Annotated in this window: 21 protein-coding genes, 3 tRNA genes and 1 CRISPR repeat array; of the genes, 7 read left to right on the top strand and 17 right to left on the bottom strand. The window is 56.4% G+C overall.

Annotation, left to right across the window (positions count from 1 at the left end; all coding sequences use genetic code 11):
* Positions 1-96: 96 nt before the first annotated feature.
* The 3 genes from HMPREF1121_RS05845 to HMPREF1121_RS05855 all read right to left on the bottom strand — a co-directional run bounded on the left by HMPREF1121_RS05845 (position 97) and on the right by HMPREF1121_RS05855 (position 2,477).
* Entirely contained in the window at positions 97-1,329 is a 1,233-nt protein-coding gene (locus HMPREF1121_RS05845) for an ABC transporter permease (RefSeq protein ID WP_044115294.1), read from the bottom strand.
* A 28-nt stretch (positions 1,330-1,357) separates the two neighbouring features.
* A complete protein-coding gene (gene rbfA, locus HMPREF1121_RS05850; protein ID WP_044115296.1) occupies positions 1,358-1,702 on the bottom strand; it encodes a 30S ribosome-binding factor RbfA in 345 nt (114 codons plus the stop codon).
* Between the two features lie 265 nt (positions 1,703-1,967).
* Positions 1,968-2,477, bottom strand: coding sequence for a hypothetical protein (locus tag HMPREF1121_RS05855; protein WP_156946060.1), 510 nt, complete (start codon positions 2,475-2,477; stop codon positions 1,968-1,970).
* A gap of 560 nt (positions 2,478-3,037) precedes the next feature.
* On the opposite strand from HMPREF1121_RS05855, the gene HMPREF1121_RS08870 reads away from it, so the two are divergent.
* The 6 genes from HMPREF1121_RS08870 to HMPREF1121_RS05890 all read left to right on the top strand — a co-directional run bounded on the left by HMPREF1121_RS08870 (position 3,038) and on the right by HMPREF1121_RS05890 (position 8,687).
* Positions 3,038-3,796 (top strand): hypothetical protein, encoded by a 759-nt coding sequence (locus tag HMPREF1121_RS08870; RefSeq protein ID WP_232223745.1) that lies wholly within the window; start codon positions 3,038-3,040, stop codon positions 3,794-3,796.
* Positions 3,703-6,621 (top strand): type II CRISPR RNA-guided endonuclease Cas9, encoded by a 2,919-nt coding sequence (gene cas9 / locus HMPREF1121_RS05865; protein ID WP_232223746.1) that lies wholly within the window; start codon positions 3,703-3,705, stop codon positions 6,619-6,621. The genes HMPREF1121_RS08870 and cas9 overlap by 94 nt, the downstream gene beginning before the upstream one ends.
* A 15-nt stretch (positions 6,622-6,636) precedes the next feature.
* A complete protein-coding gene (locus HMPREF1121_RS05870) occupies positions 6,637-6,909 on the top strand; it encodes a CRISPR-associated endonuclease Cas1 (RefSeq protein ID WP_044115301.1) in 273 nt (90 codons plus the stop codon).
* 1 nt (position 6,910) lies between these two features.
* Entirely contained in the window at positions 6,911-7,192 is a 282-nt protein-coding gene (gene cas2 / locus HMPREF1121_RS05875) for a CRISPR-associated endonuclease Cas2 (protein ID WP_044115302.1), read from the top strand.
* A gap of 115 nt (positions 7,193-7,307) precedes the next feature.
* A CRISPR array of direct repeats spans positions 7,308-7,823; the repeat unit is 32 nt; unit sequence TGAAGGTACGAAATCTGAAAGCTAATCACAAC.
* A 661-nt stretch (positions 7,824-8,484) separates the two neighbouring features.
* A tRNA-Asn gene (locus tag HMPREF1121_RS05885) sits at positions 8,485-8,558 on the top strand.
* A 55-nt stretch (positions 8,559-8,613) separates the two neighbouring features.
* Positions 8,614-8,687: transfer RNA gene (locus HMPREF1121_RS05890), tRNA-Asn, on the top strand.
* A gap of 166 nt (positions 8,688-8,853) precedes the next feature.
* Here the strand turns inward: HMPREF1121_RS05890 and trxB are convergent.
* The 8 genes from trxB to HMPREF1121_RS05930 all read right to left on the bottom strand — a co-directional run bounded on the left by trxB (position 8,854) and on the right by HMPREF1121_RS05930 (position 15,383).
* Positions 8,854-9,798 (bottom strand): thioredoxin-disulfide reductase, encoded by a 945-nt coding sequence (gene trxB, locus HMPREF1121_RS05895; RefSeq protein WP_044115305.1) that lies wholly within the window; start codon positions 9,796-9,798, stop codon positions 8,854-8,856.
* A 45-nt stretch (positions 9,799-9,843) separates the two neighbouring features.
* On the bottom strand, positions 9,844-10,347 hold the full coding sequence (locus tag HMPREF1121_RS05900) for an RNA polymerase sigma factor (protein ID WP_044115306.1): 504 nt from the start codon (positions 10,345-10,347) through the stop codon (positions 9,844-9,846).
* Positions 10,348-10,499: 152 nt separating this feature from the next.
* A complete protein-coding gene (gene ung, locus HMPREF1121_RS05905; RefSeq protein ID WP_044115307.1) occupies positions 10,500-11,168 on the bottom strand; it encodes a uracil-DNA glycosylase in 669 nt (222 codons plus the stop codon).
* Positions 11,165-12,037 (bottom strand): HAD family hydrolase, encoded by an 873-nt coding sequence (locus HMPREF1121_RS05910; protein WP_044115309.1) that lies wholly within the window; start codon positions 12,035-12,037, stop codon positions 11,165-11,167. The genes ung and HMPREF1121_RS05910 overlap by 4 nt, the downstream gene beginning before the upstream one ends.
* A gap of 74 nt (positions 12,038-12,111) precedes the next feature.
* Positions 12,112-12,190, bottom strand: a tRNA-His gene (locus HMPREF1121_RS05915).
* A gap of 65 nt (positions 12,191-12,255) precedes the next feature.
* Positions 12,256-12,951, bottom strand: coding sequence for an RluA family pseudouridine synthase (locus HMPREF1121_RS05920; protein ID WP_044115310.1), 696 nt, complete (start codon positions 12,949-12,951; stop codon positions 12,256-12,258).
* Between the two features lie 23 nt (positions 12,952-12,974).
* Entirely contained in the window at positions 12,975-14,771 is a 1,797-nt protein-coding gene (locus tag HMPREF1121_RS05925) for a chloride channel protein (RefSeq protein ID WP_044115311.1), read from the bottom strand.
* Positions 14,772-14,786: 15 nt separating this feature from the next.
* The gene (locus tag HMPREF1121_RS05930; RefSeq protein ID WP_009433540.1) at positions 14,787-15,383 is read right to left on the bottom strand and encodes an L-threonylcarbamoyladenylate synthase; all 597 of its coding nucleotides are present in this window, start codon (positions 15,381-15,383) and stop codon (positions 14,787-14,789) included.
* A 434-nt stretch (positions 15,384-15,817) separates the two neighbouring features.
* On the opposite strand from HMPREF1121_RS05930, the gene HMPREF1121_RS05935 reads away from it, so the two are divergent.
* Positions 15,818-18,205 carry an outer membrane beta-barrel protein gene (locus tag HMPREF1121_RS05935; protein WP_044115312.1) on the top strand — a complete coding sequence of 796 codons (2,388 nt, stop codon included), beginning with the start codon at positions 15,818-15,820 and terminating at the stop codon, positions 18,203-18,205.
* Positions 18,206-18,510: 305 nt separating this feature from the next.
* Here HMPREF1121_RS05935 and rfbB read toward each other — a convergent pair whose 3' ends face one another.
* The 6 genes from rfbB to HMPREF1121_RS05965 form a co-directional block, all read right to left on the bottom strand.
* Positions 18,511-19,551, bottom strand: a complete 1,041-nt coding sequence (gene rfbB, locus HMPREF1121_RS05940; RefSeq protein ID WP_044115314.1) for a dTDP-glucose 4,6-dehydratase — start codon at positions 19,549-19,551, stop codon at positions 18,511-18,513.
* Between the two features lie 19 nt (positions 19,552-19,570).
* Positions 19,571-20,434 carry a dTDP-4-dehydrorhamnose reductase gene (gene rfbD, locus HMPREF1121_RS05945; RefSeq protein WP_044115315.1) on the bottom strand — a complete coding sequence of 288 codons (864 nt, stop codon included), beginning with the start codon at positions 20,432-20,434 and terminating at the stop codon, positions 19,571-19,573.
* Positions 20,431-21,003, bottom strand: a complete 573-nt coding sequence (gene rfbC, locus HMPREF1121_RS05950) for a dTDP-4-dehydrorhamnose 3,5-epimerase (RefSeq protein ID WP_044115316.1) — start codon at positions 21,001-21,003, stop codon at positions 20,431-20,433. Before rfbC ends, rfbD begins: the two co-directional genes overlap by 4 nt.
* Before the next feature lie 22 nt (positions 21,004-21,025).
* Positions 21,026-21,904, bottom strand: coding sequence for a glucose-1-phosphate thymidylyltransferase RfbA (gene rfbA / locus HMPREF1121_RS05955; protein ID WP_044115318.1), 879 nt, complete (start codon positions 21,902-21,904; stop codon positions 21,026-21,028).
* 122 nt (positions 21,905-22,026) lie between these two features.
* Positions 22,027-22,752: a Bax inhibitor-1/YccA family protein gene (locus HMPREF1121_RS05960; protein ID WP_044115319.1), complete on the bottom strand. Its 726-nt coding sequence runs from the start codon at positions 22,750-22,752 to the stop codon at positions 22,027-22,029.
* 73 nt (positions 22,753-22,825) lie between these two features.
* Positions 22,826-24,541: an OmpP1/FadL family transporter gene (locus HMPREF1121_RS05965; RefSeq protein ID WP_044115320.1), complete on the bottom strand. Its 1,716-nt coding sequence runs from the start codon at positions 24,539-24,541 to the stop codon at positions 22,826-22,828.
* Between the last annotated feature and the right edge of the window lie 41 nt (positions 24,542-24,582).

A 24,582-nucleotide genomic window follows, 5' to 3' on the forward strand; every position in this document is an offset into this window, starting at 1 on the left:
CACTTCACCCTCCTTCCCCGCATTCATGAGCACAGTATACCGCCCTATATATAATAATGTATAGGGGAGAGGTGAAGACGATGGGGCGGAATGCGCCTAACCGCGGTGGAAGAAGCGGGTGGGGTAGAGGGAGATGAGGAAGGAGAGCGCCGTCACCGAGACGAAGATGAGGAGCATATCCAGCGGGCGTACATCCACGGGGAGCGCCATCGCTTCGATACCGCTACCAGAGCGGATGATGCCGAAGCGTGCCTGCAGGAGGCAGAGTATCCAGCCGAGGAGCATGCCGACGCTGGTCCCCGTGAGGGCGATCAGTAGGCCCACACGGCGGAAGACCTGCTGCGTGAAGCTGGGTGGTGCACCGAGGGCGGTGAAGATACGGCTGTCGTCCTGCTTCTCGATGAGGAGCATAGCCAGCGAGCTGGCGACGTTGAAGGCCGCCAGGAGGAGGATGAAGAGTAGGATGAGATAGGTCATGACCTTCTCCATACGGATGAGGTAGGAGAGGTCTGGGTGCTGCTCTTCGCGGTCGAGGGCGGTGAGGCGGTCGCCGTAGAGTGCCTTCACCTGCTGCTTGAATTCGGAGGTCTTGACGCCTGAGCGGAGGTGGATGCCGAGAGCCGATACTTCGCTCTCCTCATAGTCGAGTACGTCCTGCAGGTCAGCTAAGGGGAGGTAGATCGCAGCATCCGTCTCTTGGCTCGTGGGCTGATACTGCCCGATGACCCGTGCCTCGAGGCTCTGGAAGGACGAGGCAGGGGCTAAGGGATTGGTGAAGCCGAGGCGCTTGGGGAAGAGGACTTCGGCAGCGGGACCATTGTGCTCGGTGCGGCTACTATCCTGCGGGAGCTGAATCGCTGCGCCGAGCTGGATGGGGGTGATGGGTGCACCTTCGGCGTCTACGAGGGTCGTCGCCGAGTGGAGCTCAGGCACATCAGCTGCACGCCCCATCGGGTAGACGGAGGCAAAGGCCGAGTCCACCCCGACGGCATCCACGACCCACTGCTGCTCCCCTACACGTAGGAGTCCCTTGCTCTCCAGGCGTAGGGCAATCGCTTCGGCACCAGCCTTCGTGAGCTTGGTGCGGTAGTCGGGGAACTTCTTCAGGTCGAAGACTCCGCCCTCGGTGTCTCTTAGGACGATGTCGGCATCGACCTGCTTTGTAGCTCCGAGGATCATCGCCACATAGCCATTGTACACGCCGACGACAGCCACCAGCGCCATAGCGACGACAGCGATGGCGACGGCAGAGAGTGCCGTCACATAGTTCACTGCATGCAGGCGGGTGCGGCTGAAGAGGTAGCGGAGGGCTATGCGGAAGCTGAGCACGGACGAGGGGCGGGGAGTGTGGAGGTCGTTACTTGTCGTTCAGCCCGAGGAGGCTATCGATGCGCTCGAGGTAGTCGAGTGAGTCATCGATGAAGAAGGTCAGCTCGGGGAGCTTACGCAGCTGCTTACCTACGCGCAGGCCGAGGTCATAGCGGATGGTCTTTGCGCTGGAGCGAATTGACTCAAGCAGCTCTTCGGCCTTCTCCGAGGGGAAGATGCTCAGGCGTACACGAGCGATGCTGAGGTCGGGGCTCACGGTCACCGATGTCACGGTGATCAGTGTGCCGGGGATGCTCTGGGTCTGTATGCGGAAGAGGTCGCTGACCTCCTTTTGGATGAGTCGATTGATTCGGCTCATTCTTGTATTATCCATTGTCTCTGTCTTTTTGAATTACGCTTACAAAGTTAGTCAAAGCTCGCCTCATCTCCCGCCTCTACGCGGGCGGTCGGCGAAGGTCCGATAGCTGACTACCTATTATATAGTACTTCATTCGGTGAGAAGAGTGCTCGGCAAAGCCACTTCCTCGAAAAGAGAAGATCCCACTTGATGCACCCTCGGATGGAGCGGTATCAAGTGGGATCTTGCCTGAGGGACTATGTGCCAGAGAGCGTGCCCCTCCTAAGTTGGGATCGTTTGGCTAGTTACCGTTAGCCTCGACTTTGTAAAGTTCATTTGATGATGAGTGTGAAGGATCCGAGGTAAGTGTTACTTCCTTCTCGTAGGTCTTGAGGTACTTATTCCCTCTATACAGCTTCACGCTCGTCTTTACCTTGATGGATGCAGGACCATTACTATTATCGGGTCTGTGTACGATAATGCCGACATATAGCCCCGAACCCTTGTGGGTGAAGGTCGTGCGATAGGACTTTGCAATGGGGTCCCTCCACTCGGAGTTGTAGATCGTCTGAGCAACGAGCTTGCCGTCACGGTAGATGTCAGATCCCCCTTGGGTGTTGGCTGTGAAGTGGACACTGATCGGAGCGGATGCACTGATCGATACCTCTTGCTTGAGGTCTGCGCTGCCGAAGCCGCCGAATTCTCCGCCTGGCAGGTCACTCTTGCCACCGCAAGAGCTGAGCACTAAGGCAAAGGAGAAGAGGAGAAGAGATAGGATGCCGAGTCGGCGAATTGATTGTTTTGTAGCCATTTTACTTGTAGTTGATGATGAGGCGGAGGGAGGGTAGACCGAGCTATCCAGCTCCGCAGTAATGGTTCCGTTAAATGAATTGTACTTAGGGAAGGAGTGTAAGACGGGCTTCTTCTCCTACCTTAACTACAACGAGAAAATGTATGGATATGTTGTTTTCTCGCGGAAATATGTTCGTGTATAATAGTATGTAGTAAATAAAGGTAAACTGTCTTCGCATCGTATATACCCCGAATTCGCGGAGAAGCAGCCTCAGGATAGCTCACTTTTGGTGTAGGGAAAGTGGGTGTATGGTGAGCCCTCCTGTGAGATGTAAGTCGCTCATGGATGCGGTGTTGCTTGCTCGACAGCGGGGAAGTTGCTACATTTGTTTCAGTACTACGGCTGATCGTAGTGGCCTGACCTCTCGGTCTGATCACAAAAAAGAAGGGTGAGAACCTCACTTAAGAGGCCCCACCCTGGATGTTCTCACAACGGAATAAATCCTTATTGTGATTAGCTTTCAGATTTCGTTACTGCAAATGTAGCCATTTTTCTTAATATCAACACAACCAATGCTTATGAGCAAACATGTACTTGGTCTTGACCTCGGAGTAGGATCAATAGGGTGGTGCCTTATCGCCCTCGATGCGCAGGGAGATCCTGCCGAAATCTTAGGTATGGGGAGCCGTGTCGTCCCCTTAAATAATGCTACCAAAGCAATTGAAGCCTTTAACGCAGGGGCAGCCTTCACGGCGAGCCAAGAGCGGACGGCGCGCCGTACGATGCGCCGAGGCTTTGCCCGCTATCAGCTGCGTCGCTACCGCCTTCGTCGAGAGCTGGAGAAGGTCGGGATGCTCCCCGATGCTGCACTCATTCAGCTCCCTCTGCTGGAGCTGTGGGAGCTCCGCGAGCGGGCGTCTACCGCTGGTGGGCGCCTGACGCTGCCCGAGCTGGGGCGTGTGCTCTGCCACATCAATCAGAAGCGTGGCTACCGGCACGTCAAGAGCGATGCCGCTGCCATCGTCGGTGATGAGGGCGAGAAGAAGAAGGACTCGAATAGTGCCTACCTCGCTGGCATCCGTGCAAATGACGAGAAGCTACAGGACGAGCACAAGACGGTGGGCAGTACTTCGCCGAGCAGCTCCGTCAGAATCAGAGTGAGAGCCCCACGGGCGGTATCAGCTACCGCATCAAGGATCAGATCTTCTCCCGTCAGCGCTACATCGATGAGTACGATCAGATCATGGCAGCTCAGCGCGTGCACTATCCCGATATCCTTACAGACGCATTCATCCGGATGCTACGCGATGAAGTCATCTTCATGCAGCGCCCGCTGAAGTCCTGCAAGCACCTGGTCTCGCTGTGCGAGTTTGAGAAGCAAGAGAAGGTGATGCGCGTCCAGCAGGACGACGGCAAGGGCGGTCGGCAGCTCGTCGGGCGTAAGGTCAAGTTCGGCCCGAAGGTAGCCCCGAAGTCCTCACCCCTCTTCCAGCTCTGCCGTATCTATGAGGCTGTGAATAATATCCGTCTGACCCGTCCCGACGGCTCGCCACGTGACATCACACTCGAGGAGCGTGCTAAGATCGTCGCACATCTTCAGTCAAGCGCTTCGCTATCCTTCGCTGCGCTGAAGAAGCTTCTCAAGGAGAAGGCACTCATAGCAGACCAGCTTACCTCGAAGAGTGGGCTGAAGGGGAATAGCACGCGGGTCGCTCTCGCTGCTGCTCTACAGACCTATTCGCAGTATCACCACCTCCTCGATATGGAGCTGGAGACGCGTATGATGACCGTCCAGCTCACCGACGAAGAGACGGGCGAGGTCACCGTGCGAGAGGTCGCTGTCGTCACTGATAGCTACGTCCATCAGCCCCTCTATCGCCTGTGGCACATCCTCTACTCCATCGAGGAGCGTGATGCGATGCGCCGTGCTCTCATCACGCAGCTCGGCATGAAGGAGGAGGACCTGGACGGCGGGCTCTTGGATCAGCTCTATCGTCTGGACTTCGTCAAGCCTGGCTACGGGAATAAGTCCGCGAAGTTCATCTGCAAGCTCCTCCCCCAGCTACAGCAGGGGCTGGGCTATAGCGAGGCGTGCACAGCCGTCGGCTACCGCCACTCGAATAGCCCCACCAGCGAAGAGATCACCGAGCGCATACTTCTGGAGAAGATACCGCTGCTGCAGCGCAATGAGCTGCGTCAGCCCCTCGTTGAGAAGATCCTCAACCAGATGATCAACCTCGTCAATGCGCTCAAGGCCGAGTACGGCGTCGATGAAGTCCGTGTCGAGCTGGCACGCGAGCTGAAGATGTCGCGTGAGGAGCGTGAGCGTATGGCTCGAAATAACAAGGATCGGGAGGAGCGTAATAAAGAAGTCGCTGCGAAGATCCGTGAGTGTGGGCTTTATCCGACGAAGTCTCGCATCCGCAAGTACATGCTGTGGGAGGAGGCTGGACGCCAGTGTCTGTATTGTGGTCGGTCAATTGAAGAGGAGCAGTGTCTCAATGGGGACGATATGGAGGTCGAGCATATCATCCCGAAGTCCGTCCTCTATGATGACTCCTATGGTAATAAGACCTGCGCCTGCCACGAATGTAATCAGACGAAGGGCAATCGCACCGCTCTCGAGTACATCCGAGCAGAGGGTAGGGAAGCCGAGTATATGAAGCGCATCAATGACCTGCTAAAGGAGAAGAAGATTTCCTATAGCAAGCACCAGCGCCTACGCTGGCTGAAGGAGGATATCCCCTCCGACTTCCTCGAGCGTCAGCTGCGTCTGACGCAGTACATCTCGCGCCAAGCTATGGCCATCCTTCAGCAGGGGATCCGCCGTGTGTCTGCGAGCGAGGGTGGTGTGACAGCTCGGCTTCGTAGCCTCTGGGGGTATGGTAAGATCCTCCATACGCTCAACCTCGATCGCTACGACTCGATGGGCGAGACCGAGCGCGTATCTCGGGAAGGTGAGGCGACCGAGGAGCTTCATATTACAAATTGGTCGAAGCGTATGGACCACCGGCACCACGCTATCGATGCTCTCGTCGTGGCATGTACTCGTCAGAGTTACATCCAGCGACTCAACCGCTTAAGCTCTGAGTTTGGGCGGGGGAATAAGAAGATGGAAGATCTGGAGGCCCAGGAGCAGCAGGCGAAGGAGACCGGTAGGTTCTCTAACCTGGAGCGCTGGCTGACGCAGCGCCCTCACTTCTCGGTGCGGACAGTCAGCGATAAGGTCGCCGAGATCCTCATCTCCTACCGCCCTGGGAAGCGTGTCGTCACCCGAGGACGCAATATCTATCGTAAGAAGACGGCTGATGGTCGAGAAGTCACCTGCGTACAGCGGGGCGTGCTGGTACCACGAGGAGAGCTGATGGAGGCATCACTCTACGGGAAGATTCTCTCCCAAGGGAGGGAGCGTATTGTCAAGCGCTATCCTTTGCATGACCTTAAGGGGGAGGTCGTAGATCCGCGCCTTCGTGAGCTTATCGCAGAGTACAATCAAGAGATTACATCCAAGGTAAAGGCGAAGGGAGCTCCCCTCTATCTCGATGCAGCTGAGAAGCAGGAGGTGCGCTCTGTGCGGTGCTATGTTACTCAGCCTTCCGTTGCAAAGGCTATTCCTATTCGCTTCGATGAGCGTGGTAGAGCTATTACATTCGTAAAGTCTGGGAATAACCATCACCTTGCTCTCTATCGGACCCCTCAGGGCAAGCTTGAAGAGTCTATTGTGACCTTCTGGGATGCTGTAGACCGTGCACGCTATGGTATCCCTTTAGTCATCACGCATCCGCGTGAGGTCATGGAGCAAGTCCTACAGCGCGGGGATATCCCAGAGTCGGTACTGCGCTTGCTCCCACCCTCCGATTGGGTATTTGTTGACTCCCTCCAGCCGGATGAGATGGTCATCATTGGTCTGTCGGATGAGGAGCTTCAGCAAGCCCTCGAAGTGCAGGGTTATCGCAAGCTCAGTGAGCATCTCTACCGTGTGCAGAAGGTGTCTTCGAGGGACTACTGGTTCCGCTACCATTTGGAGACGAGTGTGGCAGATGATAAGAATACTTCGGGGCGTATACCGAAGTTCCATCGTGTGCGGAGTTTGTCTGACTACGAAAAGAGGAATATCCGCAAGGTGCGTGTCGACCTCCTCGGACGGATCTCTCTGCTCTGATGCTCCCCTACTACCATGATGAAGCAAACGATCTATATCGGCAATCCTGCCTACCTCTCCCTGCGTCTCAAACAGCTGGAGGTGCGGCAGCCGTCGGATGATCGTGAGACGATGGTACGGACGATCCCGATAGAGGATATCGGGGTCGTCCTCCTCGACCACCCACAGATCACGATCACTCATGCCCTCTTAGGGGCTTTGCTCGAGAATAATTGCGCTGTCGTGACCTGCTCAGCGACGCACATGCCCTCGGGGCTACTCCTCCCGCTGGACGGGCACACGCTCTGATCTGCCTACGGGTACGCCTAAGGAGCGCAAGACGGCTAACAGCTTCCGCCAAGAACTCCTGAAGGATGGCTTCACAATGTTTCAGTACTCCATCTATATGCGCCATTGTGCGAGTATGGAGCAGGCACAGACGCATATGCGGCGGGTCAAGGCGATGCTCCCCGATGAGGGCGAGGTGGTGATCATGACGCTTACCGACAAGCAGTTTGGTATGATGGAGCACTTCTCTTCGCGCAAGCCTACCGATGCTATTCAGCTCCCAGGACTCTTCGATATGCTGTGAGATCTGGGATCGGAAAAGTCGCTAAGTAAAGGAAAAGCCCGTGGATATCCACGGGCTTTTCTCTTTCTAAATCCTCCTGCTAAGTACTTGTCCCATAGACTCCTTTGCGGGGTCTGCTGTATTAGCAAGTATGAAGGTACGAAATCTGAAAGCTAATCACAACTTGTCGGTGGCTATAGGCGTAATATCCCTCGCTGTATTAGCAAGTATGAAGGTACGAAATCTGAAAGCTAATCACAACAAGATAGTGATGTTGTGCCACTCGGTGCGGGCTGTATTAGCAAGTATGAAGGTACGAAATCTGAAAGCTAATCACAACGCTTCTTTGCGGTGTTCGACTCTGCGACGCGCTGTATTAGCAAGTGTGAAGGTACGAAATCTGAAAGCTAATCACAACGGTGACATCATCAAAGCCCTACGGCAGTACGCTGTATTAGCAAGTGTGAAGGTATGGAATCTGAAAGCTAATCACAACTCCCCTGCAACGACGCTGCGTGAGGTGTAGGCTGTATTAGCAAGTATGAAGGTACGAAATCTGAAAGCTAATCACAACGATACGAAGCGGTTTCTTTGGGGGTATGGGGCTGTATTAGCAAGTATGAAGGTACGAAATCTGAAAGCTAATCACAACAGAGCCTTATTTACTACTGCACATTTGGTGGTTATAGCGATAGGTTGTTGCTCCGCATAGGGATAAAAGTTGCGGACGAGTGGTCGATAAGTTTGGGCTACGTACGTGGCTCTAATATCTACGTACGTGGATATTTGGATTTACGTGCCTGGTCTTTAAGACTATGTACATAGATAGAAGAATACCACTACGGGAAGACGCTTTTTTCTTCACGAGAACGATGCTTTTCCCTCCGCTGGATAAGCGGAATACTTGCGATAAGGCGCAGGGCTTGCGTATCACTTCGGAGGGGTATAATCGTGTAAACCACTTCTGTCTTCCCGGCTGGGTATTGCTTGCCAATCAGATGGAGATGTGAAGCTATATAGGTCGCTGGGTTGACCTATATAGCTTCGCTTCGTGACCTATATTGGTCACGCCGCCGACCTATATAGGTTGACTCGCCGACCAGTATAGGTTGGTAGCACCTCCTTCAGTAGCTGTCTGAGAGAGGGCAAGGTCTTCGCCAAGAAGTGGCGGTGGCTAATGCTGGTAGACGTGCGTAGAGGCGGCGATGGGAGTGCGGGTGGCTATGGATATTGTTGCGGGCAAGTGGGAAGGCATTTGCGTATATGAAGAAGTTGTATTACCTTTGCAACCGCAACAAAGAAGGTGGCAATACTCTTCCTTAGCTCAGTCGGTTAGAGCATCTGACTGTTAATCAGAGGGTCCTTGGTTCAAGTCCAAGAGGAAGAGCTTCTCCCGAGTATGGGCGTGGTGAATAAGCCCCTTCTGACGCTGCATTAAGTACTCTTCCTTAGCTCAGTCGGTTAGAGCATCTGACTGTTAATCAGAGGGTCCTTGGTTCAAGTCCAAGAGGAAGAGCTTAGAGAAGGAATTAGATTCAGGGAGATACCCTCAGGTTCAATTAGGAGAACTTGGGGGTATTTCCTTTTATGTCCCCCCATGGAGTGGGACGAAGGCTATATAGCGACAGCGCCCCTGCTCACCGATGGTGGGCAGGGGCGCTGCGCGTATAGGGGAGTGGGACTTAGAGCCCGTGTTCGCCGAGGTAGCGCTCAGCTTCGATAGCTGCCTTACAGCCTGAGGCCGCTGCGGTGACCGCCTGACGATAGAGGGGGTCTGCGACGTCGCCAGCAGCGAAGACGCCAGGGACGCAGGTGCGTGGCGTAGGCCCTTCGGTCTTGATGTAGCCCACCTCATCGACCTCGACGTAGTCAGCGAAGAGCTCGGAATTGGGGTGGTGACCGATAGCGAGGAAGAAGCCATCGATGGGCAGGTCTACACGCTCTTCATCGGGCTGGCCGAGGCGCTTGACGAGATGTGCGCCTTCAACGCCATCTTCACCGTAGAGGCCCACGGTATTGTGCTCGTAGAGGACGGTGATCTTCTCGTTGGCTGCGACGCGCTGACGCATAATGTCAGAGGCGCGGAGGTAGTCCTTGCGCACGATCATATAGACGTGCGAGGCGAGGCTCGCCAGGTAGAGTGCCTCTTCGCAGGCCGTGTCACCGCCACCGACGACAGCGACCTTCTTATTGCGGTAGAAGAAGCCGTCACAGGTAGCACAGGCCGAGACGCCCATACCAGCGTACTTCTCTTCGTCGGGCAGGCCGAGGTACTTAGCGGAAGCACCCGTAGCGATGATGACCGTATCGGCTTCGACCTCGACACCTTCCTCGAAGGTGATGACGTAGGGAGCCTTAGAGAGGTCAGCCTTCGTCGCCAGACCAGAGCGGATCTCCGTACCGAAGCGCAGAGCCTGATTGCGGAGGTCCTGGGTGAGCGCTGGGCCGGTGACCCCCTCGGGATAACCAGGGAAGTTCTCTACATCCGTGGTCTGCGTGAGCTGTCCTCCAGGCTGGATGCCTTCGTAGAGGAGTGGCGAGAGGTTGGCACGTGAGGCATAGATGGCTGCAGTGTAGCCAGCGGGACCGGAGCCGATGATGAGGCAGCGGCGATGTTCTCTACTCATACTTGCGTAGTCTATATGTGATGGTGATAGAAATAGGGGCGAGTCTTAGCGCATGTCGCGGAGCTTCTTCTGGAGCTCTTGGCGAGCGAAGAAGATGCGGCTCTTGACCGTACCGAGGGGGATGCCGAGGGTATCGGCGATCTCGTTGTACTTATACCCAGCGACAAACATGGAGAAAGGCTCCTTGAGTGAAGGCTGCAGCTCGGCGATAGCACCCGTGATCTCCTTGATATCCATGGAGCCCTCGGGAGTGTTGTGCCCGCCTTCGCTAAGCAGAGGTACGTTGTAAGCGTCGACGTTGGGGTCGATGAAGCTCTGCGTGCGCACGAGCTTGTGGTAGTTGTTGATGAAGATATTACGCATGATCTTCAGCACCCACCCCTTGAAGTTGACGTTGTCGACGAACTTATCGTAGTTGTTCAGGACGCGCAGCGTAGTGTCTTGCGTCAGGTCTTCTGCATCGGCTTCGTCCTTCGTCAGCGTACGCGCGAAGTTCTTCATATAGTCCTGCATGCCGATCAGGTCCTTCTGTATCTGTAATACGTCCATGTCTGTAATGCTCTATTTTGTATAGTGAGGCGGTGCGCCGAGGGGCAATGTGGCGAGCCGTTTAATATCTTTTTTACAAAGATACTATTAATTCTTCCACAGAAAGCACGGAACTTGATATAGGTATATTGATATACTCAATATAGAGCGTATCACCAGCGGATGGGTGCCTTGCCCCACTGGGTGAGGTAGGCATTCGTCTGGCTGAAGTGACGGCATCCGAAGAAGCCACGATGGGCCGAGAGCGGGGAGGGATGGGGGGCTTCGAGCACGAGATGGCGGGTGCGATCGATCATACTTCCCTTGCGTCGGGCAGGGCTTCCCCAGAGGAGGAAGACTACGTGGTCGCAGCTGCGGTTGATCGTCTCGATGATCGCATCGGTGAAGGTCTCCCAGCCGAGGCCCTGATGGCTCGCTGCCATGCCGGCACGGACGGTGAGGGTGGTGTTGAGGAGAAGGACGCCCTGCTCTGCCCATGGCAGGAGGTGCCCATCGGGGATGATGGAGGGCTGACCGAGGTCGGAGGCGATCTCCTTCTTGATGTTGATGAGGCTCGGAGGTATGGGGACGCCCGCCGGTACGGAGAAGGCTAAGCCCTCAGCTTGCCCTGCACCGTGGTAGGGGTCTTGACCTAAGATGACGACGCGTACCGTGGGGAGGGGGCAGGCGTCGAGGGCGCGGAAGATGAGCCCTCCAGGGGGATAGATAGGGCCTTCGTACTGGTAAGCCTGGCGGATGCGGTCGGTGAGGATGCTGAAGTAGAGCTTGTCGAACTCAGGCGCAAGGGCGGTACGCCAGCTCTCGTCGAGGCGGATGTTCATCGTGTGGTCGGGAAGAGGGGTGGAAGGTCTGCGGAGAGGATCTGATGGACGAGGCCACGCAGGCCTCCGTGCTGTGCGGTGTAGAAGAGGGCATGCCCTACGGCGGCGAGGGCGTCGAGGTCATTGGCACCATCTCCCGTATAGAGTGTCGAGGCGAGCGCCCCTGCAGTCCACTCCTCGAGGAAGGCGCGCTTGCCCTCGGCATCAATGATAGCCGCGGGGTCGAGTCCGTCGAAGTCGCCGTCAGCGGTATAGCGTACGGCACTCCCTACAAAGGTGGAGAGACCCACTCGCTCACAGATATCTTCAACGAAGGGCTGGTAAGCCCCCGTGACGATAGCAGTGGGGAGAGAGAGCTCGCGGAGGAGAAGCGTGGTGTCAGTGGGGAGGGTGATGCTTCGGATGACCGAGTGAAGGGCCTTACGCGAGAGCCCACGAAGGAGCTCAGTGCGGTGCATGAAGCTCTCACGGAAGGGTGTGGCGCCTGCCATAGCCGCTTCGGTCAGGGCAGTCATCTCCTCCGAGCGATCTGAGAGACGTGCCAGCTCGGGCAGCAGCTCCGTCGTCGTGAGCGTGCCGTCGAGGTCGAAGGCGACGTGCGTGACCTCGGCTGTGGCACTCGTGGAGGGGAGGTAGAAGGCGCCGTGCGTAGCGCGCCCCCAGGGGATGAGGCGGGTGAGGAGCTCACGGCGTAGCTCCGTCTCACTCACGCTTCGCTCCGTAGGATAGCTGTAGAGCCTGCCCTGTGGAGTGTCCGTGATACTTGCCTTCGGTGTAGCGCCTATCGTCTCAGAGAGGAGAGCTCTGAGCTGCTGATCCTCTCCGTCCGTAGGGCGAGAGAAGAGATAGAGGTGCTGCACGTGGGGCATCGAGGCGGCGTGAGGGTATGTGTATATATAAAGCAAGAGTGCTTGACTTCGATAAGCCAAGCACTCTTCAGTTTTGGGGGTGGAAGATGGGATTCGAACCCACGACACCTGGAACCACAATCCAGTGCTCTAACCAACTGAGCTACAACCACCATATAAATGCTCTGCTTTTCGCTTGAGCACTGCAAAGGTAATACTACTTTCTCAATTCACCAAACCTATCGCACGATGGCGGCTTCGAGGTCGTGCCACAGTCGTTCGTCGGGTACGGGAGCCGTGAGCGTGAGGGCTTCCTTGCTCACGGGGTGCGTGAAGGATATCTGTCTGGAAAGTAGGCTGATACTCCCGCCGGGGTTGCTACGAGGTGCGCCGTACTTCAGGTCGCCCTTGATAGGACAGCCGAGGGCAGCGAGCTGGCAACGGATCTGATGATGACGGCCCGTGTGGAGCTCGATCTCGAGGAGATGATAGTGTTCGCCCGAGGCCAGTAGGCGGTAGGAGAGGCGGGCGAGCTTGGCGCCACGCGTCGCAGCGCCTTGGCGAGCCACGTAGCTCTTGTTCTGCGACTCATTGCGCACGAGGTACTGCTCGAGGGTATCGGAGTGCTTCGGTGGGCGAGCAGTGACGACGGCCCAGTAGCGCTTCGAGACGTCTCCCGTGCGGAAGAGCTCGTTCATACGGCTGAGTGCCTTCGACGTCTTGGCGAAGAGGACGAGGCCACCCACGGGGCGGTCCAAGCGATGGATCACGCCGAGGTACACGTTGCCAGGCTTGTTGTACTTCTCCTTGAGCCAAGCCTTGAGGGCTTCGCTCATCGGCTCATCGCCCGTCTTGTCGCCCTGGACGATTTCGCCGGGGCGCTTGCTGACGCAGAGGAGGTGGTTGTCTTCGTAGACGACGGTAGGCTTATACATACGGGGATATGGGGCGGGGAGACTTAGTCCCCGATGAAGGTGCAGTTGAGTACCTCGCGGTAGCTATTGAAGATCGCGCTCTTGCTGATGAAGCCGAGGTAGCGCCCTTCCTCATCGACGACGGGCATCTTCCACGCCTTCGTCTCGTCGAAGAGGCGCATGACCTCCGTCATCGGGGTGGCTGAGGAGACCTTGACCTCGGGAGTGACCATGATCTTACGCACCTTGTAGCGCTCATAGAGTTCGGGGCGGAACATGATGTTGCGCACATTATCCAGCTCGACGATGCCGACGAGTACCCCGCGCTCATCGACCACGGGGAAGGAGTTGCGGTGGCTTACCGAGATGACGCTGACCATCTCACCGAGGGTCATGTTGGGGGAGACGACCTCGAAGTCACGCTCCAGCACGCTCTCCAGATTCATCAGCGTCAGTACGGCCGTATCCTTCTGATGTGTGAGGAGCTTGCCCTGCTCTGCCAAGCGGAGCGAGTAGATACTGTGGGGCATGAAGATGCGGATCGTGGCGAAGGAGGTCAGCGACACGAGCATCAGTGGCAGGAAGAGGTTGTACCCGCCCGAGAGCTCAGCGATGAGGAAAACACCCGTCAGTGGGGCGTGCATCACGCCAGCGATCAGCCCTGCCATACCGAGCAAGATGTAGTTCTTCGGGGAGATGAAGACGTTGAGCGAACTGAAGTAGTTCACCAGATAGGAGAAGATGAAGCCCGTGAGCCCGCCCATGAAGAGGGTGGGAGCGAAGAGCCCGCCACAGCCACCGCCCGAGTTCGTCGCTACGGAGGCGAAGACCTTGAAGAGGACGGTGAGGAGGAAGAAGGCGAAGACCACCCAGTAGGAGTTCGAGAACGCCTCGAAGATACTCCCGTCAAGGAGCTGCGTGTACTGCCCATCCAAGAGGATATTCACCGAGTCATATCCTTCGCCATAGAGCGGAGGGAAGACGAAGATGAGCAGGGAGAGGATAGCTGCCGAGATGAGGTAGCGCAGGCGGATGTCCTTGATGCGCTTCAGCTCGCTCTCGAAGCGGAACATCGTCTTCGAGAAGTACAGCGACATCAGCCCGCACACCACGCCCAGCAGGATCATCAGCGGGATGCGCTCGATATGATAGGGGTCGGTCTGGATGAACTGGAAGAGGATCTCCTTCCCTGAGAGGACGTAGGCCACGGCAGCAGCCGAGACGGAGCTGACCAGGAGAGGGAGGACGGAGGCCATCGTGAGGTCAAGGAGTAGGACCTCGATGACGAAGACAAGCCCTGTGATAGGTGCCTTGAAGATGCCCCCGAGGGCACCAGCGACACCACAGCCGATGAGGAGCATAAGGTTACGCTGCTCGAGGCGGAAGAGACGTCCGAAGTTCGACCCCACGGCTGCACCCGTCATTACGATAGGGCTCTCAGCCCCTACCGATCCCCCGAAGCTAATGGTCAGGGCACTGGCTATGATGGAGCTCCAGGTGTTGTGCGGCTTGATACGGCTCTTACGCTGGGAGATGGAGCTGAGCACCTTCGTCACCCCATGGCTGATGTCGTCCCGCACGATGTAGCGGACGAAGAGCAGGGAGAGGAGAATCCCCAGCGCGGGGAAGAGCAGGTAGAGGTAGTGATGATCCTCGATATTCTGGAGGATGAAGGTCTCGACGACGTGGATGATGAACTTGAGGAGAGCAGCCACAAGCGCCATCGTCACCCCGATGAGAAGGCTCAGGATGAGGAGGAAGTAGCGCTCGCTGATGTGGCGCTCTCGCCAGCTGATGAGTCGGTCGAGCAGAGGTGTGATGGCTTGACTGAAGGCAGACATCGGCGTATGCAGCGGCTATGGGCGTATGACCTTGACCTCGCCCGTGGGACCGAGCATGATGATCTGAGAGGGTTCATGAGGCGTCTCGTCGCTCTGACGGTACTTGACGACATAGTCTACGCCAGCGACGATCTCGGGGCTGATGCCCGAGAAGAAGAGCGGGGTAGGCTCCCCACTGATGTTGGCGGAGGTGGAGACAATGGGACGGCGCAGGCGCTTGCAGAGGGCGGAGGAGAAGAGCTCACGGCTCTGGCGGATACCGAGGGAGCCCCCTTCGCCGAGGAGGTTAGGCGCTACGCCCGTGGCATGGGGATAGATGATGGTGATGGGGCGCACGGCGAGCTCCATGAGGTCATAGGCGACCTCGGGGACTTCGCTCACCAGACGCTCGACTTCGTAGGTCTCTGCTACGAGGACGAGCATACTCTTGCTGTCTTCGCGACGCTTGAGCTCGTAGATACGGCGCACGGCTTCTTCGTTGGTGGCATCGCAACCAATACCCCACACAGTATCTGTGGGATAGAGGATGATCCCACCGCGGCGCAGGGTCTCTACAGCTTCGTCCAGGTCGGCTTTGTCGTAAGGCTCTTGAGTAATCTTCTTTGTGTCCATCTCCATATATATAATAGGTAAGGACAAAGGTACGACCTTTTCCCCGTAGTCGCTCTGCCCGAAGAGGGTAATATTAATTATAGCGCTTTGTAGAGGAAGCTCGCGAAGTCGATGTGTAAACGACTACAGGTCTATGTACGGACGACTATTGCTTCGGGGTGCAAATGACTATTGCTTTTCTCTTCGCTCTCCTACGGCTTCACTCCACTTCCTCACGGACACTCGGCTGAAGTGCTGTATCAAGCACAAATAGCCTACACCTTGATGTGGGCGCCGTGTGGGCTTGTGGCTTAATAAAATCGATATAATTAACCGTACCTTTGCTATATACCTGCATATAAGGGAATATCAAGTTGCTTCCGCAGCTCCTCAATATCCATCACAAGTGTGGGGCGGTCTGTCCCAGCGAGCTTGTAACCACCACCACTAAAGCAATGAATAGATTTACGCTAAGGCTCTTCTTGTTTTGTATGGCGATAGGCTGTGCTATCTCGGGAAGTGCGCAGACAAAGGTCACGGGGAGAGTCCTCGACGAGAACCGCCAGGGAGTGGATGCAGCCGTCGTCATGCTGGTAGCTTCTCCAGGAGATGTCCTCGTAGAGTCTGTACTCACTGATGCTGCTGGGCAGTATTCGATCCTCCAGCGCAAGGGGGAGTTCCTCCTTTGTATAAGGGCACTGGGCTATAAGGAGGTGAAGAGAAAGATGGCTATCGCCTCGGCCGATACACTTCCCGATATCCAGCTGGAGGTAGAGGATGTTTCCCTAAAGGATGTTGTCGTCACCGCTCGCAAGTCCCGCTCGCTGACCAGCGCATCCAATGGGAAGATTCGGATTCGCGTCGCTCAGTCTTACCTCACAGATATAGGGACTGCGCTGGATGTGCTGAAGCATTCTCCGGGCATCTTGGTGAGCAACAAGGGGGATATCTCCTTAGCGACCATCGGGGGAACAGCGATATATGTCAATGGGCGGAAGCTGATGCTAAAGGGGGAAGAGCTATCGGCTTATCTACGCTCGCTCCCCTCCTCAAAGATCTCCAGCATAGAGACTTCCCCGAGTCCGAATGCCAGCTTTGGGGCTGATGGAGCTGGTGGCGTCATCAATATCATCACGAAGGCATCCGTTCGCTCTGGCTTTTACCTCACCACCTCACACAGCCTTGCCTATTGGGAGAACCTTCGACAGAGCTCGGACCTCGCTCTATCCTACAATACAGATAAGTGGCAACTGGGGCTCAATTACAACCACGCCATCGGGCATCATGCGATGGACTACGGCTATGAGAGGCTTCAGGATGGGAATAAGTATCTCTCCGAGACGGTAGATACCGATATGCGTAATACCTATTCGGCGGGGATTGATTTCTCTTGGCAGGCCACTTCGACGAGTAAGCTCTTCGTCAATAGCTCGGTGAATCTACTCGCTGGTCCTGGGGTCACAGCGACGGAGACCCAAGTCTATCAAGGGACAACTACGCTGGATGGCATCCTTCGGGCGCGTAATGACTATGTGGAGCAGAAGACTCTCCGCTACAGCAATAGCTTGAACTATCTCTATCGCCCATCTGACAAGCACCAGCTCTCCATCACTGCGTACTGGACACGCTTTGATGGCACAGCGCGCTGTGAGCAGCCCAACACCTACTACTCTGCGACCAACATGCTGGTGCGCTCGGACTTCTTCTACTCACAGCCCGACAAGGATATCGATATCTATGCGCTCCTGACGGACTATAAGTACAAGCCCAATGATGAGGGTGAATGGCTCGCTGGTGCTAAGACCTCCTTCATTAGAAGCCACAATACCTTCCTCTTTAAGAAGAATGGAGCTATCGATAACCAGCGCTCAAATACCTTCCACTATGACGAGGGGAATATCGAGGGCTATACGCAGTACACCCATACTCTGGGGAAGCTGGAGCTTAGTGCGGGGCTACGTCTGGAGTATATGCACACCTCCAGCAAGCTCAATGCTTATTCCAGTCAGGACGGGGAGGAGCATAGCGATAGCCACCTACGACTCTTCCCCAACCTGAGTATCTCCTATGCCCTCAATGAGCAGAGCAAGGTAGCCCTGCTGTATAGTCGCCGCCAAGATAAGCCCCGCTACGAAGATCTTAACCCCTTTGAATACCTGCTTGATGAGTTGTCCTATTGGAAGGGAAACCCCTTCCTCAAGCCACAGATTAGCAATAAACTTATCCTGAGCTATGTGTGGAAGAGCCTCTCTCTTAACCTCTCTTACTCCAAGCTCGACGACTACTTCACCTCGATCACAGATGCGCTCGGGACGACGAAGACCGTCATGACCACGAAGAATATCGGGGCACAGCAGCAGGTGGGACTGGAGGGACTCTTCTCCAAGTGCCTTACCCCGTGGTGGGACTTCAGTGCAAATCTCGGCCTGTACTACTTCGTGAATAAGCTGGACTACGAGACCTACAAGGAGGAATACAAGCGCCCCTCATACCTTATGTCGGTGAGCAATAGTATCCTTCTTCCCCTTGGGCTTAACCTTGAATTGTCGGGTCGCTATCACTCCAAGCGCCAGGGTGGGAGCTACGAAGTCATCAAGCCCAATGGTAGTCTGGATATCGGGCTTAGCCGTATGTGGGCTGATGATCGCCTGCGCCTCTCGCTCTTGATGACGGATATCTTCCATACCGATCGCTGGGACAACTATGGGCACAAGGGGGCATTGGACCTGACTACATGGTTCGGTAGCGAAAGTCGTAAGGTGATCCTTCGCCTTAGCTATAGCCTCGGTAAGCAGAAGTTTAATAAGGTGGAGAGCAACCTCGGCGAGCTGGATCGACTATAGCTTGGGCAAAGGGCTATGCACTTCTATAGGGGAGGGTGGTATGAACCTATATAGGTCGGTGGCGTGACCAATATAGGTCTGTCGCGTGACCTATATAGGTCCGTGAACAAACCAATATAGCTTGACTCGCTGACCAATATAGGTTCATATCACCTACCGCGCGATGTCGCTGTGGTAGGTCTTCATCTGGGGACTGTGAGTGATCCTATGGTAGTGTTTTTCTTTTTCCCTAAATACATTGTGGGCTACCCTCAGAAGGAGAGGGTAGCCCACGATGTGTTTGATGTGAGGAGGAGCGGATGACCTTAGCTCATGCGCTGGCTGACGTGGTCAATCCAGTCTTGGTGCTCGAGGTACCACTTCACGGTCTTCTCCAGACCTTCCTCGAACTGAAGGCTGGGCTCCCAGCCGAGCTCTCGGTGCAGCTTCGATGAGTCGATAGCATAGCGCAGGTCGTGCCCCGCGCGGTCGGTGACGAAGGTGATGAGCTCCTCGGAGTGGCCTTCGGGGTTGCCCAGGAGGCGGTCGGTGACCTTCACCAGCAGGTGGATGAGGTCGATGTTGCGCCACTCATTGAAGCCCCCGATATTGTAGGTGTCGGCGGTCTTCCCCTCGTGGAAGATTAGGTCAATGGCGCGTGCGTGGTCTTCGACGAAGAGCCAGTCGCGGATGTTCTCTCCCTTGCCATAGACGGGCAGGGGCTTGCGCTTGCGGATATTGTCGATGAAGAGGGGGATGAGCTTCTCGGGGAACTGGTACGGGCCGTAGTTATTCGAGCAGTTCGTCACGATCGTTGGCAGGCCATAGGTATCGTGGTAGGCACGGACGAAGTGGTCGCTGGAGGCCTTGCTGGCGGAGTAGGGGCTGTGCGGGGCGTACTTGGTCTCCTCGGTGAAGAAGCCCCCGCCGATCTCCAGTGCGCCATAGACTTCGTCGGTGGAGATGTGGTAGAAGCGCTTCCCCTCAAAGCGCTCGGGCGTAGCACCCCACGTCACGCGGGCAGCTTCGAGTAGGCTCAGCGTACCCATGACGTTGGTGCGGGCGAAGGTGAACGGGTCGGAGATGCTTCGGTCTACGTGGCTCTCTGCTGCCAGATGGATGATGCCGTCGATGGCATACTCCGTGATGAGAGCACGCATGCGCTCGTAGTCACAGATGTCCGCTTCGACGAAGGTATAGTTGGGGAGGCTTGCGACATCCTCGAGGGTCTTCAAGTTGCCCGCATAGGTGAGCTTATCCAGGCAGACGATGTGGTACTGTGGATACTTATTGGCCAGAAGTCGGACGACATGCGAGCCGATGAAGCCAGCGCCGCCAGTGATGAGTAGGGAGCGGTGATAGTGCATGAGTGGGTGGTGAAGAGGATTATTCGGGGAGTGAGGCGGTGAGCTGCAGGCATTCCTCCAGCGCGGTGCGCCAGTGGGGGATGGTGATGCCGAAGGCTTCGCGCACACGTGCCTTGTCGAGGACAGAGTAATGGGGGCGCTCCGCACGTGTCGGGTACTCGCTGCTGCGTATGGGGTGGAGCTGCGTGTCGTAGCCCGAGAGGCGGAAGATGGCTTCGGCGAAGTCGTACCAAGAGCACACGCCTTCATTGGAGAAGTGGTAGAGCCCAGTCTTATCGAGCTGTCTGTGCTCAATGATCCCCACGATGCAGCGTGCCAGATCAAGTGCCGAGGTTGGGGTGCCGACTTGGTCGAAGACGACGCGCATCTCGGGGCGCTCCTTGCCGAGGCGAAGCATGGTCTTCATGAAGTTTGCCCCATAGGGAGCGTAGAGCCATGAGGTGCGCAGGATGATGTGGCGGGGTGTGAGACGCTGTATTGCCTCTTCGCCACGGCGCTTCGTCTGCCCGTAGACGCCGATAGGCTCCGTGGGCATGTCCTCCGTGTAGGGCATAGAGCTGCGCCCAGAGAAGACGTAGTCGGTGGAGATATGGATGAGGAAGATGCCGAGGCGCTCGGTGAGCTCCGAGAGGCGTGCTACGGCAAGGTGGTTGACTTCGTCCGCCTGCTTGGGCTCGTCTTCGGCACGGTCGACGGCGGTGTAGGCCGCACAGTTGATGATGACTTCGATGCCCTCACGGGTAGCGAACTGCTCGATAGCCGAGGTGTCGGAGAGGTCCAGCGTCTCTCTCGTAGCGAAGTGATAGTGGTCGGTAGCACCCTGAGCGACGTGCTCAATGCAGCGCCCGAGCTGGCCAGAGGCTCCGAGGACGAGGATCTTCATAGGCGGCTGGTCGGGCTGTAGTCGAAGAGCTGTGGCGCTTCGGCGAGGCGGGGGTGCTTGCTATCCTTCTCGGATAGACAGATGGCTTCGGCGGGCAGCTGCCAGTCGATGCCGAGTGCGGGGTCATCCCATGCGATAGCTCCCTCAGCATCGGGTGCGTAGTAGTTGTCGCACTTGTACTGGAAGACGGCCTCATCGCTGAGGACGCTGAAGCCGTGTGCGAAACCACGAGGCAGGAAGAGCATCCGATGATTGTCCTCCGAGAGCTCGACAGCGACGTGCTTCCCGAAGGTCGGTGAGCCGGCGCGCACGTCGACGGCTACATCAAGTACCCGTCCACGGACGACACGCACGAGCTTAGCCTGTGCGTGATGTGGGAGCTGGAAGTGCAGGCCACGTACCACGCCATAGCTGGAGCGGCTCTCGTTGTCTTGGACGAAGTGCGTAGGAGTGACGAGCTCGGCAAAGCGCTGCTCACTGAAGGATTCGAAGAAGTAGCCCCGCCCATCACGGAAGATGTGCGGCTCGATGATGACGACCTCGGGGATCGAGGTAGGGATGATCTGCATGGAGAGGTGAGGCGGATGGGGATTACTTCATGTCTGCTATACGCAGTAGGTATTGCCCGTACTGGTTCTTAGCCATAGGAGCAGCGAGCTCGATGAGTGCCTCACGAGTGAGCCAACCAGCACGGTAAGCGATCTCCTCGAGGCAAGCAATCTTCAGCCCCTGACGCTTCTCGATGACCTCGACGAAGGTCGAAGCCTCAGAGAGTGAGTCGTGTGTACCGGTATCGAGCCATGCGAAGCCACGGCCAAGGGTCTGCATAAGGAGCTGCTCACGGTGGAGGAACTCTTGGTTCACACTCGTGATCTCCAGCTCGCCACGTGCAGAGGGACGTACACCTTCGGCGACCTCGACGACGGAGTTCGGGTAGAAGTACAGCCCCACGACAGCGTAGTTGCTCTTGGGTTCCTTGGGCTTCTCCTCGATAGAGATACAGCGGCCGTCAGGAGCGAACTCCGCCACGCCGTAGCGCTCAGGGTCGCTGACCCAGTAGCCGAAGACGGTAGCCTCATTGCGCTCCTCGGCATCCTCGACAGCCTGACGCAGGGTCTGCGTGAAGGACATGCCGTAGAAGATATTGTCGCCGAGTACGAGGCATACGGAGTCGTCGCCGATGAAGTCCTTGCCGATGAGGAAGGCCTGCGCCAGTCCCTCGGGGCGAGGCTGCTCTGCATAGGAGAAGTGTACGCCATAGTCGCTACCATCGCCGAGGAGGCGACGGAAGGCGGGTAGGTCTTCGGGGGTAGATATGATGAGGATATCCCGTATCCCAGCGAGCATGAGCACCGAGATAGGGTAGTAGACCATGGGCTTATCATAGATAGGCAGGAGCTGCTTGCTCACGCCCTTGGTGATGGGATAGAGGCGCGTGCCTGCACCCCCGGCTAAGACTATTCCCTTCATAGATGGATCGACAATGTAGGAGGATCAGTGCTACTGCACTGTTATCGTTAGATAAAGGTATAAAAAAAGGGTGAGCTACCCGTCTGGGAGCCCACCCTCTATATCGTGATCTCGGCGAGATCTTAGTTGCGTCTGCCGAGGATGCGGAGCAGGTAGAGGAAGAGGTTGATGAAGTCGAGGTACAGGTGGAGTGCACCGAGAAGGGCAATCTTCTTCGTACGCTCTTCATCGCCGATAGACTCCGCGACCAGTGACTTGATCATCTGCGTATCGTAGGCCGTGATGCCGACGAAGACGAGCACACCGACGTAGCTGATGATCCACATCAGCGTATCGCTCTGGAGGAAGAGGTTTACTACGGTAGCGATGATCAGCCCGATGAGCGCCATATAGAGGTAGCTACCCATCTTCGAGAGATCGCGCTTCGTGAAGTAACCGAAGGCTGCCATCACACCGAAGGTCGCCGCTGTGATGAAGAAGGTCGAGGCAATAGAAGCACCCGTGTAGACGATGAAGATAGGGCTTAGCGTGACGCCACTGAGTACGGAGTAGAATACGAAGGCCCCCGTCGCTACTGGGATAGAGAGCTTCATGATGCTACGTGAGAGGTACCATACCAGAGCAAGCTCACCGATGCAGAGACCCCAGAAGAGCCCTTGGTGCTCAAATAGGAAATCCAGAAGGGTGGAGTCGGCGACGAAGAGAGCAGTAAGCCCCGTGATAGCCAGACCGAGGGTCATCCATACGAAGGCACGTACGACAGACTGACGCACGAGTGCAGGGAAGTCATAAGCGACGCGTGATGAGCTGAGTGGTTCGTCCTGGAAGGGGAATCGAGAGTTGTTCATGCGATGTGTGTAATGGAGATTTTGATATCAATATGCGGGGCAGGTGCCGAGACACCTGCCCCAGGTTGGTTCCTTAGAATCGGATAGAGAGGGTAGCTACTGCCTTATGACGCTGGTTCGTCTCCTTGATAGCTTGCATACCTACGAGTTCATCGGGCTTGACCTTACCTGCACGGATGTCAGCATCCGAAGCATTGAGGTAGGGGCCGTAGTCGTTGACGTAGGGGAAGGCGAAGGTGCGAGCCTTGGTGTCGGAGTAGACGTACGCCAGATCCAGCGAGAGGCTGGGGGTGATGCGGAAGCCTGCACCGAGCGAGTAGCTATTCTGGCTGTCGGGGAGGGTGTAGTGTACCGCAGAACCCGATACGAGTACTTCGGTCGATGCCATGTCACCCTTGAGACGAGCGTTCTTGACGGGCGAAGAGGAGTAGCGATAACCGGCACGCAGGGCGATGCGGTCGCTAAGCATAGCTTCGGCACCGAGTCGGACGGTGTGGACTCCACCAAAGTTCGTCTTCAGGCGAGCGTTGTCTTCCTCGAAGCCAATCTCACTGCCATCATATTCGTCATAGGTGCTGTTGCTGAGGCGCAGAGAACCACTCGTATAGTCATAGTCAGCACTGATGAAGCCATGACGACCGATGAAGTAAGCACCACTGAGTCCGAAGCGCCAGTTGCCACGCAGGGCGTAGGAGTTAGCTGCACTCTTAGGCGTGACGACCTCGTTGGCCTTGTTGTTATACCTGCCGAGGCTACCTGCCTGGAAGTCCATCTTCATCGAGTAGAAGGTGGGCGTATAGAGCGAAGCACCGAGGCGCAGCCCTTCGACAGGCTCGTAGAGCAGTCCGAAGCCGACGCTACCTCCGAAGCCTGATACACTCTTAGTGTTTTGCAGCTTCAGGTAGTTGTTGCCACGGAACGCCTCGTGGTAGTACGAAGCCATCTCATAGTCCAGCGAGGAGAGGGTGAGGGCTGCCCCGAAGTGCAGGGCATCGTTAGCCTCGAAGCCGAGGGCGATATCGTAGTCGGTGATATTCCCCTTCTCGCGTAGTACGAGGTTAGCGTTGTCGGGTAGGCCGATGCTGGGCTGTGGATAGGGCGTCCCATCGGGAGCGGTGCTATACATATAAGCCGAGCGATAGCTTCTGCTGCCATTGTCGATATCGATCCATCCTGCGCCAGCACCGAGGATAGACATCCAGGGTATATAGTCGTTCTTAAAGGCTGCAGTCGTGGTGATGTAGCTCTTCTCGAAGTATCTATCGACGTTAGGGGATCGCTGGTTGTCGTAGCGAGCGTTGTTCGTACGCGCAGCAGAAAAGTCTGCCAGTGAGGAGAAGTTCGCACTCTGAGGCAGCGTGGCCGAAGCGTGGAGCTCGCGGTCGAAGCGTCCTGCATTGCGGATGCTGAAGGCGAAGGACACGGGGCCACGTGAGGCTCTATTCGTCCCAGCCTGATAGGCGAACTCCTCAAAGAGGAACTTCCCCTTCATGTCCTGAGAGGTTGATGTGCCGTACCAGACACCACGGTCGGCGCCGAAGCCACCACCGAGGGTCAGCGAGAGACGGTTGTTCCCACGGAAGAGGGAGATCCCCGCAGGGTTGCGTGCGAGAGAGGAGACGTCAGAGCCCACGGCACCCATAGCGCCCGAGAGGGCAGCATAGCGTGCTGATCCTACAGGCTCATGAGGAGAGCCAAGGCGGAAGGCCTCCATCTCACTCTGTGCACTCAGTGATAGAGGTAGGAGGCTCAGTGCCACTACGCCTAAGATCTTATGCTTGATGTTCATGAGTTATCCAATCTAATAAAGGTGGAGTAAACGATATACCC

Origin of the sequence: Porphyromonas sp. KLE 1280 (genome assembly GCF_000700805.1) — a bacterium.
GTDB classification, from domain to species: Bacteria; Bacteroidota; Bacteroidia; order Bacteroidales; family Porphyromonadaceae; genus Porphyromonas; species Porphyromonas pasteri.

Bases quoted from the DNA above. Each gene is read 5' to 3' on its own strand.
- rfbA (WP_044115318.1), bottom strand. From the start codon at position 21,904: ATGAAGGGAATAGTCTTAGCCGGGGGTGCAGGCACGCGCCTCTATCCC.
- HMPREF1121_RS05965 (WP_044115320.1), bottom strand. From the start codon at position 24,541: ATGAACATCAAGCATAAGATCTTAGGCGTAGTGGCACTGAGCCTCCTA.
- rbfA (WP_044115296.1), bottom strand. From the start codon at position 1,702: ATGGATAATACAAGAATGAGCCGAATCAATCGACTCATCCAAAAGGAG.
- HMPREF1121_RS05925 (WP_044115311.1), bottom strand. From the start codon at position 14,771: ATGTCTGCCTTCAGTCAAGCCATCACACCTCTGCTCGACCGACTCATC.
- HMPREF1121_RS05900 (WP_044115306.1), bottom strand. From the start codon at position 10,347: ATGGACGTATTACAGATACAGAAGGACCTGATCGGCATGCAGGACTAT.
- HMPREF1121_RS05855 (WP_156946060.1), bottom strand. From the start codon at position 2,477: ATGGCTACAAAACAATCAATTCGCCGACTCGGCATCCTATCTCTTCTC.
- HMPREF1121_RS05930 (WP_009433540.1), bottom strand. From the start codon at position 15,383: ATGGACACAAAGAAGATTACTCAAGAGCCTTACGACAAAGCCGACCTG.
- HMPREF1121_RS05870 (WP_044115301.1), top strand. From the start codon at position 6,637: ATGATGAAGCAAACGATCTATATCGGCAATCCTGCCTACCTCTCCCTG.
- HMPREF1121_RS05910 (WP_044115309.1), bottom strand. From the start codon at position 12,037: ATGCCCCACGTGCAGCACCTCTATCTCTTCTCTCGCCCTACGGACGGA.
- HMPREF1121_RS08870 (WP_232223745.1), top strand. From the start codon at position 3,038: ATGAGCAAACATGTACTTGGTCTTGACCTCGGAGTAGGATCAATAGGG.
- rfbD (WP_044115315.1), bottom strand. From the start codon at position 20,434: ATGAAGATCCTCGTCCTCGGAGCCTCTGGCCAGCTCGGGCGCTGCATT.
- ung (WP_044115307.1), bottom strand. From the start codon at position 11,168: ATGAACATCCGCCTCGACGAGAGCTGGCGTACCGCCCTTGCGCCTGAG.
- cas9 (WP_232223746.1), top strand. From the start codon at position 3,703: ATGGCAGCTCAGCGCGTGCACTATCCCGATATCCTTACAGACGCATTC.
- rfbB (WP_044115314.1), bottom strand. From the start codon at position 19,551: ATGCACTATCACCGCTCCCTACTCATCACTGGCGGCGCTGGCTTCATC.
- rfbC (WP_044115316.1), bottom strand. From the start codon at position 21,003: ATGCAGATCATCCCTACCTCGATCCCCGAGGTCGTCATCATCGAGCCG.
- HMPREF1121_RS05960 (WP_044115319.1), bottom strand. From the start codon at position 22,752: ATGAACAACTCTCGATTCCCCTTCCAGGACGAACCACTCAGCTCATCA.
- HMPREF1121_RS05935 (WP_044115312.1), top strand. From the start codon at position 15,818: ATGAATAGATTTACGCTAAGGCTCTTCTTGTTTTGTATGGCGATAGGC.
- trxB (WP_044115305.1), bottom strand. From the start codon at position 9,798: ATGAGTAGAGAACATCGCCGCTGCCTCATCATCGGCTCCGGTCCCGCT.
- HMPREF1121_RS05920 (WP_044115310.1), bottom strand. From the start codon at position 12,951: ATGTATAAGCCTACCGTCGTCTACGAAGACAACCACCTCCTCTGCGTC.